Annotated in this window: 15 protein-coding genes and 1 riboswitch; of the genes, 13 read left to right on the top strand and 2 right to left on the bottom strand. The window is 71.8% G+C overall.

All coding sequences use genetic code 11. The annotated features are described in order from the left end of the window. Nucleotides 1–143 precede the first annotated feature (143 nt). A complete protein-coding gene (locus ACFWIS_RS03145; RefSeq protein WP_380462642.1) occupies nt 144–1,337 on the bottom strand; it encodes an NADP-dependent malic enzyme in 1,194 nt (397 codons plus the stop codon). 587 nt (nt 1,338–1,924) lie between these two features. On the opposite strand from ACFWIS_RS03145, the gene ACFWIS_RS03140 reads away from it, so the two are divergent. From ACFWIS_RS03140 to ACFWIS_RS03120, 5 genes are all read left to right on the top strand, one after another. Continuing rightward, the gene (locus ACFWIS_RS03140; protein WP_380462640.1) at nt 1,925–2,851 is read left to right on the top strand and encodes an ABC transporter substrate-binding protein; all 927 of its coding nucleotides are present in this window, start codon (nt 1,925–1,927) and stop codon (nt 2,849–2,851) included. 479 nt (nt 2,852–3,330) lie between these two features. Continuing rightward, nucleotides 3,331–4,260 (top strand): ABC transporter substrate-binding protein, encoded by a 930-nt coding sequence (locus tag ACFWIS_RS03135; protein WP_380462638.1) that lies wholly within the window; start codon nt 3,331–3,333, stop codon nt 4,258–4,260. Between the two features lie 152 nt (nt 4,261–4,412). Beyond that, nucleotides 4,413–5,270, top strand: coding sequence for an amino acid ABC transporter permease (locus ACFWIS_RS03130; protein ID WP_380462636.1), 858 nt, complete (start codon nt 4,413–4,415; stop codon nt 5,268–5,270). Between the two features lie 44 nt (nt 5,271–5,314). After that, a complete protein-coding gene (locus tag ACFWIS_RS03125) occupies nt 5,315–6,067 on the top strand; it encodes an amino acid ABC transporter ATP-binding protein (RefSeq protein ID WP_380462650.1) in 753 nt (250 codons plus the stop codon). A 114-nt stretch (nt 6,068–6,181) separates the two neighbouring features. Beyond that, on the top strand, nt 6,182–6,769 hold the full coding sequence (locus ACFWIS_RS03120; RefSeq protein WP_380462635.1) for a CGNR zinc finger domain-containing protein: 588 nt from the start codon (nt 6,182–6,184) through the stop codon (nt 6,767–6,769). Between the two features lie 43 nt (nt 6,770–6,812). Here the strand turns inward: ACFWIS_RS03120 and sodX are convergent, their stop codons facing one another. Then, nucleotides 6,813–7,256 carry a nickel-type superoxide dismutase maturation protease gene (gene sodX, locus ACFWIS_RS03115; RefSeq protein ID WP_380462633.1) on the bottom strand — a complete coding sequence of 148 codons (444 nt, stop codon included), beginning with the start codon at nt 7,254–7,256 and terminating at the stop codon, nt 6,813–6,815. A gap of 186 nt (nt 7,257–7,442) precedes the next feature. On the opposite strand from sodX, the gene sodN reads away from it, so the two are divergent. The 8 genes from sodN (at nt 7,443) to ACFWIS_RS03075 (ending at nt 13,697) form a co-directional block, all read left to right on the top strand. Further along, the gene (sodN, locus tag ACFWIS_RS03110; RefSeq protein ID WP_045699892.1) at nt 7,443–7,838 is read left to right on the top strand and encodes a superoxide dismutase, Ni; all 396 of its coding nucleotides are present in this window, start codon (nt 7,443–7,445) and stop codon (nt 7,836–7,838) included. An 88-nt stretch (nt 7,839–7,926) separates the two neighbouring features. Beyond that, nucleotides 7,927–8,072, top strand: a riboswitch (cobalamin riboswitch). A gap of 96 nt (nt 8,073–8,168) precedes the next feature. Then, nucleotides 8,169–9,221, top strand: a complete 1,053-nt coding sequence (locus tag ACFWIS_RS03105) for a FecCD family ABC transporter permease (protein ID WP_380462631.1) — start codon at nt 8,169–8,171, stop codon at nt 9,219–9,221. After that, nucleotides 9,218–9,997, top strand: a complete 780-nt coding sequence (locus ACFWIS_RS03100) for an ABC transporter ATP-binding protein (protein WP_380462629.1) — start codon at nt 9,218–9,220, stop codon at nt 9,995–9,997. Before ACFWIS_RS03105 ends, ACFWIS_RS03100 begins: the two co-directional genes overlap by 4 nt. A gap of 18 nt (nt 9,998–10,015) precedes the next feature. Continuing rightward, complete coding sequence (locus tag ACFWIS_RS03095) at nt 10,016–11,017, top strand: ABC transporter substrate-binding protein (protein WP_380462627.1); 1,002 nt, start codon at nt 10,016–10,018, stop codon at nt 11,015–11,017. 112 nt (nt 11,018–11,129) lie between these two features. Beyond that, complete coding sequence (locus ACFWIS_RS03090) at nt 11,130–11,513, top strand: nuclear transport factor 2 family protein (protein WP_380462625.1); 384 nt, start codon at nt 11,130–11,132, stop codon at nt 11,511–11,513. A gap of 9 nt (nt 11,514–11,522) precedes the next feature. Then, on the top strand, nt 11,523–11,999 hold the full coding sequence (locus ACFWIS_RS03085; RefSeq protein ID WP_380462623.1) for a GNAT family N-acetyltransferase: 477 nt from the start codon (nt 11,523–11,525) through the stop codon (nt 11,997–11,999). Nucleotides 12,000–12,136: 137 nt separating this feature from the next. Then, nucleotides 12,137–12,547, top strand: coding sequence for an anti-sigma regulatory factor (locus ACFWIS_RS03080; protein WP_380462621.1), 411 nt, complete (start codon nt 12,137–12,139; stop codon nt 12,545–12,547). A 154-nt stretch (nt 12,548–12,701) separates the two neighbouring features. Next, on the top strand, nt 12,702–13,697 hold the full coding sequence (locus ACFWIS_RS03075; protein WP_380462619.1) for an RNA polymerase sigma factor SigF: 996 nt from the start codon (nt 12,702–12,704) through the stop codon (nt 13,695–13,697). Nucleotides 13,698–13,737: the final 40 nt, after the last annotated feature.

Here is a 13,737-nt window from a genome sequence, read left to right as displayed (position 1 = left end):
GGCCCGGCCGGGGGGGGGGGGGGGGGGGGGGGGGGGGGGGGGGGGGGGGGGGGCGGGGGGGGGGCGGGGGGGGGGGGGGGGGGGGGGGGGGGGCCGGGGGGGGGGAGCGGCCCGCCGTGGCGGGCACGCTCCCCGGCACCGCGTCAGGCCCGGGCCACGCCCTCGGCACGGGCGGCCTCGGCCACGGCCTTGGTGACCGCCGGGGCGACCCGCTCGTCGAACGGCGAGGGGATGACCTTCTGCGGGGTCAGCTCGTCGGCCACCACCGCGGCCAGCGCCTTGGCGGCCGCCAGCTTCATGCCCTCGGTGATCCGGGAGGCCCGGACCTGGAGAGCGCCGGCGAAGATGCCCGGGAAGGCCAGCACGTTGTTGATCTGGTTCGGGAAGTCGCTGCGCCCGGTGGCGACGACCGCCGCGTACTTGTGCGCGACCTCGGGGTGGATCTCCGGGTTGGGGTTGGCCATCGCGAAGATGAACGCGCCCTCGGCCATGGTCGCCACGACCTCCTCCGGCACGGTGCCGCCGGAGACGCCGATGAACACGTCGGCGCCGGCCAGGGCGTCGGCCAGCGAGCCCTTGAGCTCCGAACGGTTGGTCAGCTCGGCGATCTCGGCCTTGACGTCCGTCAGGTCCTCGCGGCCCCGGTAGACCACGCCCTTGCGGTCGCAGACGGCGACGTCGCCGATGCCCGCGGCCAGCAGCATCTTGGCGATGGCGATGCCGGCCGCGCCGGCGCCGGAGATGACGGCCCGCAGCGAGCCGATCTCCCGGCCGGTCACCTTGGCGGCGTTCCACAGGGCGGCGGTGGTGACGATCGCGGTGCCGTGCTGGTCGTCGTGGAAGACCGGGATGTCCACGGCCTCCTGGAGCCGGCGCTCGATCTCGAAGCAGCGCGGGGCGGAGATGTCCTCCAGGTTGACGCCGCCGAAGGACGGGGCCAGCCGGACCACCGTCTCGACGATCTCGTCCACCTCGGTGCAGGCGAGCGCGATCGGCACCGCGTCCACCCCGCCGAACTGCTTGAACAGGATGGCCTTGCCCTCCATCACCGGGAGCGAGGCCTCCGGGCCGATGTCGCCGAGGCCCAGCACCGCGGTGCCGTCGGTGACCACCGCGACGGTGTTGGACTTCCAGGTGTAGTCGTTGACCAGCTCCGGCTGCTCGGCGATGGCCGTGCAGACCCGGGCCACACCGGGGGTGTAGGCGAGGGACAGGTCGTCCGCGTCGCGCACCGGCACGGTCGCCCGGATCTCCATCTTGCCGCCGCGGTGGAGCGCGAAAACGGCGTCGACCGGATCGTCGGTGTCCTGGGTGCTGCTGATGATCTCCGCTGCCACGATGACCTCTTCGTCATTGTTCTGGCGAGGTGCGCGGCCGACGGGCTGGGCGCCCCGTACCGGAAGCCGGAAACCGGGTACGCCGAAGCGGACCCGGGGTCGGGGCGGGGGCGCTGCCGTCGGGTGGCGCCCTCGGATGAGGGTTTTTTATGGGGTCTTGTCTTGTCCGCGTTGTGCTGCCGGGCCGAGCGTAGGTCGGACAAAGGCATCGCACCTATGCCTTTTCGTCCTCGTCACGCACCGTTCACCGCCGTGCTGTCGCGTCGACTGGGGCCCGGTGTCGGAAGCACCGAGCTCCGGCGGCGGCAACGGCGCTGAGACACGCGCACCCGCAGGAGTGAACGCAGACCCGTAGGGGATCCGGCGCCCCGGATACGGAGCCACGTGATGACTTCCGGTCCTGAGCACCCCGAGCCTGTCGGGGCTCGTCGGTCTGGTTCGAGCGTTCGGGGGTCACCCGGTACCGAATTCTGACACACCCGCCGCCGGGCCCGGCAGGGCGGGATGGCAGGATCGCATGTCCGCCATCCCGCGTACACCGGCGCGACACCGCGGTGACCGCGGTTCCGCCCTCAGGAGCATCCCTCATGCCTCACCTCCGCCCCGCCCGCCGTCGGTCCGTCGCCGCAGCCGCACTGGCCGCCGCCGGTTCCCTGTTCCTCACCGGTTGCGGCGGTGGCGGGCAGGCCGCCGCGGGCGACCCGGTCAAGGACATCCGCGGCAAACTGCCCAAGGCCCAGCGCTCGGCCGGCGTGCTGCGCATCGGCATGGACGTCAACTACGCGCCGGTGGAGTTCCGCGGCCCGGACGGCAAGCCGGCCGGCCTGGACCCGGAGCTCGCCGCCGCCCTCGGCCGGATCCTCGACGTACGGGTCGAGTTCGTGGAGACCCCGTTCGACAAGCTGATACCGAACCTCCAGGGCAAGCAGTTCGACGTGGCGATGTCCGCGCTCAGCGACGTCCGCCAGCGCCGCGAGGGCCTGGACGCCGACGGCAAGCAGGTCAACCCGGGCGTGGACTTCGTGGACTACTTCATCGCCGGCACCTCGATCGTCGTCCCGAAGGGCAACCCGAAGGGGATCCGGACCCTCGACGACCTGTGCGGCCGCACGATCGCCTTCCAGCAGGGCACCACCCAGGACGGCGTCGCCACCCGGCAGGTCGCCGTCTGCGCCCGCACCGGCAAGCAGCTGACGGTGCACCGCCTCGACACCGACGCCAAGGCGCTGGCCGAGGTGTCCGCCGGCACCGCCGCGGCCGGGCTGAACGACTTCCCGGTGGCCGCCTACGCGGCGAAGACCATGGACGGCGGGGGCCGCTTCGAGGTGACCGGCGCCCAGTCCACCTCCAACCCGTACGGGATCGCGGTGCGCAAGGAGGACAGCGAGCTGCGCGACGCCCTGTCCAAGGCGGTGGACCAGCTGATCCGCAGCGGCGAGTACGACAAGATCCTCGGCAAGTGGAACGTGAGCGCGGGCGCGGCGCAGAACGCGGTGGTCAACGGCGGGATCTGAGCCCGCGGGCCGACGGGAGCACGGCCGGGGCACGGCAGGGGCACGGCAGCGAGAGCGGCGGGGCAGCGGCGGGGCTTCCCGAGGGAGCACAGGCGGATCTGCATACTTATACACAGCGTGACAGGGGCACGCGATCCGTCCGAATAGCGGACAGCATGAGCCCTCGTTATCCGATTTTGATCTGGATGAGGGCCATCTGACCGTCATCAGATGGCAGGATTCCCCCCATCTCGGATCGAGTCGGCCACTGGGTCGAGGCGGTTCAGGTCGACGTCCACCTCGGCGGAGGGTGGCGGAAGCAGTACCCGCACCACCCCGGGCGGCCCCCTGCGCCCGGGCAACTGCACCACCCGGCAATGCACGTACGACGACGTACAGCGACATGTCCACCCGTACGGCTTCGTACGGCCAGCTGCCCCGGTGCGCCGCTCCCGCGGCGCGCTCCGCCCGATTTCTCTCCCCAGGAGGAGATCCCCCTCATGACCGTCCGTACCCAGCGCACCCGCCTCTTCGCGGCCGGCGTGGCTGCCGTCTCGGTGTCCCTCGTCCTGACCGGCTGCGGCAGCAGCAAGTCGTCCTCCGGCTCCACCGGCGTCAACGCGAGCGCGTCGGTCCCCGCCGTGACCGCCGACGCGTCGCTGGCCGCGCTCGTTCCGGCCGACGTCAAGGCCGCCGGCAAGATCGTGGTCGCCACCGACGCCTCCTACGCGCCCAACGAGTTCAAGGACGACAAGGGCGCCATCGTCGGCATGGACGTGGACCTGGCCAATGCGATCGCCAAGAAGCTCGGCCTGACCGCCGACATCCAGAACGCCACCTTCGACGCGATCATCCCCGGCATCACGGGGAACAAGTACGCGATGAGCATGAGCTCCTTCACCGACACCAAGGAGCGCGAGGCGTCGGTCGACATGGTCACCTACTTCAGCGCCGGTACGGGTGCCGCGGTCAAGAAGGGCAACCCCGACAAGATCGACCCCAAGGACCTCTGCGGCAAGAAGGTCGCCGTCCAGACCGGCACCACGCAGGCCAAGGACATCACCGACACGATCAACCCCGCCTGCACCAAGGCCGGCAAGCCGACCATCCCGAACGACGGCGACAAGTTCGACCTGCAGACCGACGTCACCCAGGCCCTCGTCTCCGGCCGTGACCAGGTCATGCTGGCCGACTCCCCGGTCGTCGACTACGCGATCAAGCAGACCAACGGCCAGCTGGAGAAGGTCGGCGACGTGACCGACACCGCCCCCTACGGCGCGGTCCTGCCGAAGGGCTCGCCGCTCTCCAAGGCCGTCCAGGGCGCCGTCCAGTCGCTGATGGCGGACGGCACCTACAAGAGCATCCTGGAGAAGTGGGGCGTGCAGGCGGGCGCGATCGACAAGTCCGTCATCAACGGCGCCACCAGCTGATCCCGCTGTCTGAACACAACCCCTGAGGCCACACAGTGAAATCTTCCGACCAGGGGTCGGCGCACCCGGGACGGCCCGAAACCCTCAAGGCCGTCCCGGTCCGTCACCCCGGACGCTGGGTCGGGGCAGCAGTCGTCGCGCTCCTCGCGGCCATGCTGATCCACGCCCTCACCACGAATCCCCAGTTCCAGTGGGACGTCGTCGGCACCTACATCTTCGACTCCTCGATCCTGCACGGCCTCGGCGTCACGCTCGAACTGACCTTCCTCTCCATGCTGATCGGCGTCTCGGGCGGCGTGATCCTCGCGATCATGCGCCTGTCGCCGAACCCGGTGCTCTCCAGCACCGCCTGGTTCTACATCTGGGTCTTCCGCGGCACACCGGTGCTGGTCCAGCTGCTGTTCTGGAACTTCCTGGGCACCCTCTGGGCCAACATCTCGATCGGCATCCCGTTCGGCCCCGCCTTCTGGTCCCAGCCGACCAACGAGGCGATCCCGCTGTTCGTCGCCGCCCTGCTGGGTCTCGGCCTCAACGAGGCCGCGTACATGGCGGAGATCGTCCGCGGCGGCATCCAGTCCGTGCCGCTCGGCCAGACCGAAGCCGCGCACGCGCTGGGCATGAGCCAGTTCAACACCATGCGGCGGATCATCCTGCCGCAGGCCATGCGCGTGATCATCCCGCCGACCGGCAACGAGACCATCTCGATGCTGAAGACCACCTCGCTGGTCTCGTCGATCGCCCTGGAGGAGCTGCTCCGGGCCGGGCAGAACATCTACTCGCGCACGTTCCAGACCATTCCGCTGCTGATCGTCGTCAGCATCTGGTACCTGCTGATGACCTCGATCCTCACCGTGGTCCAGTACTACATCGAGCGCCACTACGCCCGCGGCGCCAACCGGGTGCTGCCGCCCACGCCGCTGCAGCGGCTGCGCCGCCTGTTCGCCGGCCAGCCCGTCCCGCCGGCCAAGGACGACGTGGTGCCCGGCCTCGAAGGAGGTGGCCACGTATGACCGATCTGACGAAGCCGCAGCCGAAGGACGCCGCAGTCGCCCCGATGGTCGAGGCCCAGGGAGTGCGCAAGTCCTTCGGCCTGGTGGAGGTGCTCAAGGGCATCGACCTGGAGGTCAAGAAGGGCGAGGTGTTCGTCCTGGTCGGTCCCTCCGGGTCCGGCAAGTCGACCTTCCTGCGGTGCATCAACCACCTGGAGAAGATCAACGGCGGCCTCCTCTCGGTGGACGGCGAACTCGTCGGCTACCAGATGAAGGCCGGCCGGCTGCACGAGCTGAAGGACCGCGAGGTCGCGGCGAAGCGCCGGGACATCGGCATGGTGTTCCAGCACTTCAACCTGTTCCCGCACATGACCGCCATAGAGAACGTCATCGAGGCGCCGGTCCAGGTCAAGGGCGAGAGCCGGGCCGACGCCCGCGAGCGCGGGATGGCCCTGCTGGAGCGGGTCGGCCTGGCCGACAAGGCGAAGAACTACCCCTCGCAGCTGTCCGGCGGCCAGCAGCAGCGCGTGGCGATCGCCCGCGCGCTGGCCATGAAGCCCAAGCTGATGCTCTTCGACGAGCCCACCTCGGCGCTCGACCCGGAGCTGGTCGGCGACGTCCTGGACGTCATGCGCGGCCTGGCCGAGGAGGGCATGACGATGGTGGTCGTCACCCACGAGATGGGCTTCGCCCGCGAGGTCGGCGACGCGCTGGTATTCATGGACGGCGGCGTGGTGGTCGAGTCCGGCAACCCCCGCGAGGTGCTCACCAACCCCCAGCACGAGCGCACCAGGGCCTTCCTCTCCAAGGTCCTCTGAGCCCGTACGCCCGGCGCCCGGCAGGCAGCTTCCTGCCGGGCGCCGCCGTTTTTCCCAGCCGGGTAATAGGCTGGAAGCAATCAGCCCGTTACCGACACCTCTGGAAGGACCGCCGTGGAGCTCGCCTCGTACGCCGACCTCGCCGTTCGGCTGGTGAACACCGAGGAACCCGAGCGCGGCACCGACGCGCTGACCTCGGTGGACGCGGTGCGCGCCCTGTTCTCCGACTCCTCCCGCGCCGCCGCGCTGGCCGACGAGTCCGACGTGCCCCGGCTGCGGGCGGTGCGGACCAGGCTGCGCGGGGTGTTCGAGGCGGCCGCCGAGGGGGACGAGATCCGGGGCGTCGACCTGCTGAACAGCCTGCTGATGGAGTACCCCGTCAGCCCGCTGGTCTCCGGGCACGACTACCTGGACGACGCCGGCCGGCCGCGCTGGCACCTGCACCTGGCGGACAACTCACCGACCGCCACCGCCCACTTCAGCGCCGTCGCCTGCATGGGCCTGGCCGTCCACCTCACCGAGCTGGGCGCCGACCGGCTCGGCATCTGCCAGGCCGCGCCCTGCCGCAACGCCTACCTGGACACCTCGACCAACCGCTCCCGCCGCTACTGCTCCGACCGCTGCGCGACCCGCGCCAACGTCGCCGCGTACCGGGCCCGCAAGCGCCAGGAGGCCGAGGCGGCGCTGCACTCGGGCGGCTAGGGGCCTCGGCGGATCCTGCCGGGCGCGCGACGCCGGGCAGACCCTAGAGCTCCTCGACGAAGACCCCGAGCCGGCGGGCCAGGCCCGGCACCCGGGCCAGCCGGGGGCCGAGCAGCAGGCGCTCCAGCCCGCGGCCCGGCGCCAGCCAGGCCGGGCTCGGGCGCAGCCGCAGCAGCACCCGGCCGAGCACCAGTTCGTCCGGGACGGGGCCGTAACTGCGGCTGTCGCTGTCCACCGGGCGGTTGTCGGACAGCACCCACCAGCCCTCCGGGCGGCGCTCCGCGGCCCGCTTGACCACCAGCAGGTCCTGCTGGAAGGGGTGCCGGAACAGCACCACCGCGCCGGGCCGGATCGGCGCGCCGTAGCGGACGAGCAGCTGGTCGCCCTCGCGCAGGGTCGGCACCATCGACGGGCCCGCCACGTCGACCAGCCCGAACGGCACCGCGCCGCCCCCCGCACCGCCCTTCGGCTCCGTGCTCCGCGCCACGACTCCTCCTCCCGGATCCGCCCGGTCCGACCGCCCCAGTCTGCCGTACGGGCCGTCATCCGTTTGATGTCCGGATTACCCCGGTTCCGGGTCGGCCTTTTGCCCTAGGCCCACCGCCCGATCGCGAAACCCCGGGAGCGGAAGGGTAATCTCGGGCGCGGGAAGACGATCTAAGGAAGGACTCCCATGTTCTCTCGTCTGTTTGCACCTCGTGCCACGGCTCACGCCCACTGCGACCTGCCCTGCGGCGTGTACGACCCGGCGCAGGCCAAGCTGGAGGCCGAGTCGGTCAAGGCCACCCAGGAGAAGTACCAGGCCAACGAGGACCCGCACTTCCGCGCCCGCGCCATCATCATCAAGGAGCAGCGCGCCGAGGCCGTCAAGCACCACATCTCGGTGCTGTGGAGCGACTACTTCAAGGCCCCGCACTTCGAGAAGTACCCGCAGCTGCACCAGCTGATCAACGACACCCTGAAGGCCGCCTCGGCCGCCAAGGCGTCCACGGACCCGGCCACCGGCCAGGCCCTGCTGGACCTGATCGCCGAGGTCGACAAGATCTTCTGGGAGACCAAGCAGGCCTGAGCCTGACGCGTCGCCAGCCGGCCGCCCCCGTCCGCACCGTCGGACGGGGGCGGCCGTGCGTTCACGTGCGACCCACCACCGGTAAGGGTTGCCTGCCCTGAGTGGCTGTTATGCTGCCAGGGCGTCCGAGGGGGAAGTCCGGTGAGAATCCGGCGCTGACCCGCAACGGTGAGCACGGTCCGTATCCGTACGGCCGCGCCAGCCCGATCGCCCTCGGTCGCTGGACTCCCGACGACTCGCCGCGGACTGCGAGGGGACGGCGCCCGGGCACGCCCCCGGCCGGCGCCCGCCCCGGCACGCCCTGCGGCCCGAGGCAAGGCGCGACCGCACGTGAGTGATCCCGTTCGCCGAATACCGACCCTCCCGCTCGCCGCCGGCCTCGGCGTCGCCCTGCTGCTCTCCCTGGTCTGCGGGGTCGCCCTCGGCGCCTCCGGCATCGAACTCCCCCACGTGCTGCGACTGTTGGCCGCCGGACTGACGGCCGGCCGGCTGGACGCCGACGAGGCGGCGGCGTACGCGATCGTCTGGGAGCTCCGGCTGCCGCGCACCCTGCTGGCCGCCGTGGTCGGCGGCGGACTGGCCGCCACCGGGGTCGCCGTCCAGGCGCTGGTGCGCAACGCCCTCGCCGACCCCTTCGTGCTCGGCATCTCCTCCGGCGCGGCCGTCGGCGCCAACGCCGTCCTGCTGCTCGGCGCCTTCGCCTCGCTCGGGGTGTGGGCGATCTCCGTCTCCGCGTTCGGCTCCGCGCTGGTCGCCATGGTGCTGGTCTACCTCACCGCCCGCACCGCGTACGGGCTCACCCCGCTGCGGCTGGTGCTCACCGGCACCGCGCTCTCCTACGGCTTCTCCGCCCTGACCACCCTGATGGTCTTCTCCGCCGACCACGCCGAGGCCGCCCGGGACGCCATGATGTGGCTGCTCGGCAGCCTCGGCGGCGCCACCTGGGGTTCGGTGCCGATCGCCGCCTGCACCGTCCTGGCCGGGCTCGCCCACCTGGCCTGCGCCGCCGGGCGGTTGGACGCGCTCGCGATGGGCGACGAGACCTCCGCCTCGCTCGGCGTGGACCCGGACCGGCTGCGCCGGGAGCTGTTCGTGGTGACCGCCGCCGTCACCGGCACCGTGGTCGCGGTCAGCGGGGCGATCGGCTTCGTCGGGCTGCTGATGCCGCACCTGGCCCGGATGCTGGTCGGCGCCGGGCACCGCCGGGTGCTGGTGATCGCGCCGCTCGCCGGAGCTCTGCTGCTGGTCTGGGTGGACATCGCCTCGCGCACCCTGCTGGCGCCCGCCGAACTGCCGGTCGGGGTGTTCACCGCGGTGCTCGGGGTGCCCGCCTTCCTGCTGATGATGCGTCGGCGCGGCCAGGCCTTCGGGGGTGCCCGATGAGCGGCGCCCAGGATCTCGCCGTCGACGGCGTCTCGGTGGAGCTGGCCGGTGCCCGGCTGGTCCACGAGGTGAGCCTGACGGCCGCCGCCGGCCAGGTGGTCGGGCTGATCGGCCCGAACGGCAGCGGCAAGTCGACCCTGCTGCGCTGCGTCTACCGGGTGCTGCGGCCGGCCGGCGGGGCCGTCCGGCTGGGCGGCGAGGACCTGCACGCCCTCACCGCCCGCGAGGCGGCCCGCCGGGTGGCCGCGCTGACCCAGGAGCACCCCGCCGAGTTCGACTTCACGGTGGCCGAGGTGGTCGCCATGGGCCGGCTGCCGCACCGACGCGGCCCGGGCGGCCCGACCGGGTCGGACCGGGAGCGCTGCGCGGCCGCGCTGCGGAAGGTCCGGGCCGACCACCTCGCCGAGCGCGGCTTCCTGAGCCTGTCCGGGGGCGAGAAGCAGCGGGTGCTGATCGCCCGCGCCCTCGTCCAGGAGCCGCGGCTGCTGGTGCTGGACGAGCCCACCAACCACCTGGACATCGCCCACCAGTTGGAGGTGCTGGCGATCGCCCGCGAGGCCGGGCCGACGGTGCTCACCGCGCTGCACGACCTCAACCTGGCCGCAGGCCACTGTGACCGGCTGTACGTGCTGGCGGCCGGCCGGATCGTCGCCTCCGGCGAGCCCCACGAGGTGCTCCGACCGGCGCTGCTGGCCGAGGTGTTCGGCGTCCGGGCCACCCCGGTCCGGCACCCGGGGACCGGCGCCCTCCAGCTGCTGTTCGACCGTCTCTCCTGATCCCCCCGAGGAACTCCGATGCGCACCAAGGCCGTTGCCGCCACCGCCCTGCTCACCCTCGGACTGACCGCCTGCGGCGCCGAGATCGCCCCGGGCCGGGCCGCCTCCGCCTCCGCCCACTACCCGGTGACCGTGGAGAACTGCGGCGAGAAGCTCACCTTCGCGCAGAAGCCCGCCCGGGTGGTGACCAACGACGTCAACATCACCGAACTGATGCTCTCCCTCGGCCTCGCCGACCGGATGGCCGGCTACGTGATGCCCGACGACAAGGGCCGGGTCGACCAGGTGCCGTGGAAGGACGGCTACCAGCAGACCACCTGGCTCTCCAGGAAGGTGCTCACCAAGGAGATCGCCCTGGACGCCAGGGCCGACCTGGTGTTCGCGGGCTGGCACTACGGCTTCGACGAGGGCAGCAGGGTCACCCCCCAGGCCTTCAGGGCTCTCGGCGTGGGGTCCTACGTGCTCAGCGAGTCCTGCCGCAGCGGCAAGGGCTCCGAGCGCGGGGTGATGGACCCGCTGGACGCGCTCTACACCGACCTGGCCAACCTCGGCGAGATCTTCGACGTCAAGGACCGCGCCGACAAGCTGATCGCCGAGTCCAGGGCCACCGTCGCCGCCGTGGCGGCCGTGGCGGCCGCCGAGCGCCGCCCGTCCGTCTTCCTGTACGACAGCGGGCAGGACAAGCCGTACACCGCGGGGAGGTTCGCCGCCGCGAACGAGATCATCGCGAAGGCCGGCGGGACCAACATCATGGCCGACGTGGCCGACACCTGGGTCACCGCCGGCTGGGAGAGCGTGGTGCGGCGCGACCCCGAGGTGATCGTGATCAACGACTACGGGACCCCGGGCGCCGAGGAGAAGCGCGCGTTCCTCACGTCCTTCCCGCCGCTGGCCGGGGTCTCCGCGGTCAAGAACGACCGGATCTTCGTCATGGACTACGTCGACCTGGTCGAGAGTCCGCGCAACCCGGCCGCGATCAGCACCCTCGCCGGCTTCCTGCGCACCGTCCCGGCCCGCTGACCGGCCCCTCGACGACCGCCCTCCGGTCGAGTCCGCCGGGCGTACGCTCGAAGGTGCGAACCGACGCAACCCCGACCCGAACCGACGGAACCCGACCGGAGGAGCGAGGACCATGACCGCCATGGCGGCCCCCACCGCCTTCGACGCCCGCGCGCTGCGCGAGGGCATCGAACGCCGTGACGCCGAGACCCTGCTGGCGCTCTACGCCGAGGACGCCGAGCTGCGCGTGGTCGACCGCACGACCCAGCCCAGCCACCCCCTGGTGATGCACGGGCGGGACGAGATCGGCGCGATGCTCAGCGACATCTACGGCCGCGAGATGACCCACAAGCTGGAACAGGTGGTCGTCCAGGGCGACCAGGTCGCGTTCCTGGAGTCCTGCCGCTACCCCGACGGCGTGCGGGTGCTGATGGCCTCGATGGCCGGTCTGCGGGACGGCCGGATCGTCGACCAGACCTCCGTCCAGGCCTGGGACGAGACGGGGCCCGAGCAGTAGGCTCGCGGCATGATCCGCACCGCCGTCGTCACCGACGTTCCCGTCATCCTGGCCATGATCCGCGAACTGGCGGAGTACGAGAAGGCCCCGCAGGAGGCGGTGGCCACCGAGGAGCAGCTGCGCGAGGCGCTGTTCGGCACCGACCCGGCGCTGTTCGGCCTGATCGCGGAGGACGAGACCACCGGCGAGCCGGTCGGCTTCGCGGTCTGGTTCCTCAACTTCTCGACCTGGCGCGGCACCCACGGGATCTACCTGGAGGACCTGTACGTGCGCCCGGCGGCCCGCGGCGGCGGCCACGGCAAGGCGCTGCTGCTGGAGCTGGCCCGGATCGCCGTGGAGCGCGGCTACGCGCGGGTGGAGTGGTCGGTGCTCGACTGGAACCAGCCCTCGATCGACTTCTACAAGTCGCTGGGCGCGGTGCCGATGGACGGCTGGACGGTCCACCGGCTCACCGGCGAGGCACTGCTGGCCGCCGGAAGCCGTTGAACGGACGCACGGAGTACGGGGAAAGCCCCTGCCACCCTGCGTCGCAATGCCTTACCATGAGTAACTCCCGCACCGGGTGCGGAGGACACCCCCTCGGGGGTACCGAGCAAGTACAGTGCGTCACCCAGGAGGCAAGGGTGTCCCAGATCGACAGCGATCTCGGCGTTCAGGACTTCGTGGAGGTCCGGCTGCCCGCGGCGGGGGCCTACCTCTCCGTGCTGCGAACAGCGACGGCCGGGCTCGCCGCCCGGCTGGACTTCACCCTCGACGAGATCGAGGACCTGCGGATCGCGGTCGACGAGGCCTGCGCCATCCTGCTCCAGCAGGCGGTGCCGGGCTCCGTCCTGTCCTGTGAGTTCCGCCTGGTCGGCGACTCGTTGAAGGTGACCGTCACCGCTCCCACCACGGACGGCAAGGCCCCCGAACGGGACACCTTCGCCTGGACGGTGCTCTCCGCGCTGGCCGGCGAGGTGGACTCCTCGGTCGCCGAGGACAACACCGTGACGATCAGCCTGCACAAGAAGCGCGGCGGCTCCGCCGCCCTTTGACCGGGCATCGAGCAGCACCCTGCAAGGGCCGTCCGCCGTTCCCCACCCGGGGCCCGACGGGCGGCTCCCGGTACCGCCCCCCACGCGGTACGACCAACGAGACGATGCCGGGGCCGCGGCCCCGGTGCTCCCGGAACGGAACGGGGGAATGGCCGTGAGTGATCTGGACCGTACCGGCCTCGCGACGGCGGGACCTGCCGTACCGACCCAGGCGAGCGTTTCCGGCCTCGCCGCCAACGACGAAGCGCACCCGAAGGACGCCCACCGGATGAGCCACCCGACCGAGCCGACGTCCGAGCCGACGCCCGCCTCCCCTCCTGCGCCGGAGCCGGCGGAGGAGGAGGCCGCGGAGCCGCACGGCGCCGTGCCCGCCCAGGGCTCGCACCGGTCCGGCGCGCCGGACCGGGAAGCCGCCCGAGCGCTGTTCGTCCGGCTGTCCGCGCTGCCCGAGGGCTCCCCGGAGCGCGTCGAGCTGCGCAACCAGCTGGTGCGGATGCACATCCCGCTGGTCGAGCACCTCGCCAGGCGGTTCCGCAACCGGGGCGAGCCGCTGGACGACCTGACCCAGGTCGCCACCATCGGACTGATCAAGTCGGTGGACCGCTTCGACCACGAGCGCGGGGTCGAGTTCTCCACCTACGCGACGCCGACCATCGTCGGCGAGATCAAGCGGCACTTCCGCGACAAGGGCTGGGCGGTGCGCGTCCCGCGCCGCCTGCAGGAGCTGCGGCTGTCGCTCACCACGGCGACCAGCGAGCTCTCCCAGCGGCACGGCCGCTCCCCCACGGTGCACGAGCTGGCCGAGCACCTGGGGATCTCCGAGGAGGACGTCCTGGAGGGCCTGGAGTCCGCCAACGCGTACTCCACGCTGTCCCTGGACGTGCCGGACAGCGACGACGAGTCGCCGGCCGTCGCGGACACCCTGGGCGCCACCGACGAGGCCCTGGAGGGCGTCGAGTACCGCGAGTCGCTCAAGCCGCTGCTGGCCCAACTGCCGCCCCGGGAGCAGAAGATCCTGGTGCTGCGGTTCTTCCGGAACATGACCCAGTCGCAGATCGCCGCCGAGGTGGGGATCTCCCAGATGCACGTGTCCCGGCTGCTGGCCCGCACTCTGGCCCAGCTACGGGAGAAGCTCCTCGTGGAGGAGTAGCAGGAGCGAGACGGACGTCCGCCGCAGCTCGGAGCTGCGG

Source organism: Kitasatospora sp. NPDC127060 (genome assembly GCF_042724935.1).
Lineage (GTDB): Bacteria > Actinomycetota > Actinomycetes > Streptomycetales > Streptomycetaceae > Kitasatospora.
The sequence above is the reverse complement of the archived record's forward strand: the minus strand, read 5'-3'. Positions and strand labels throughout refer to the sequence as shown.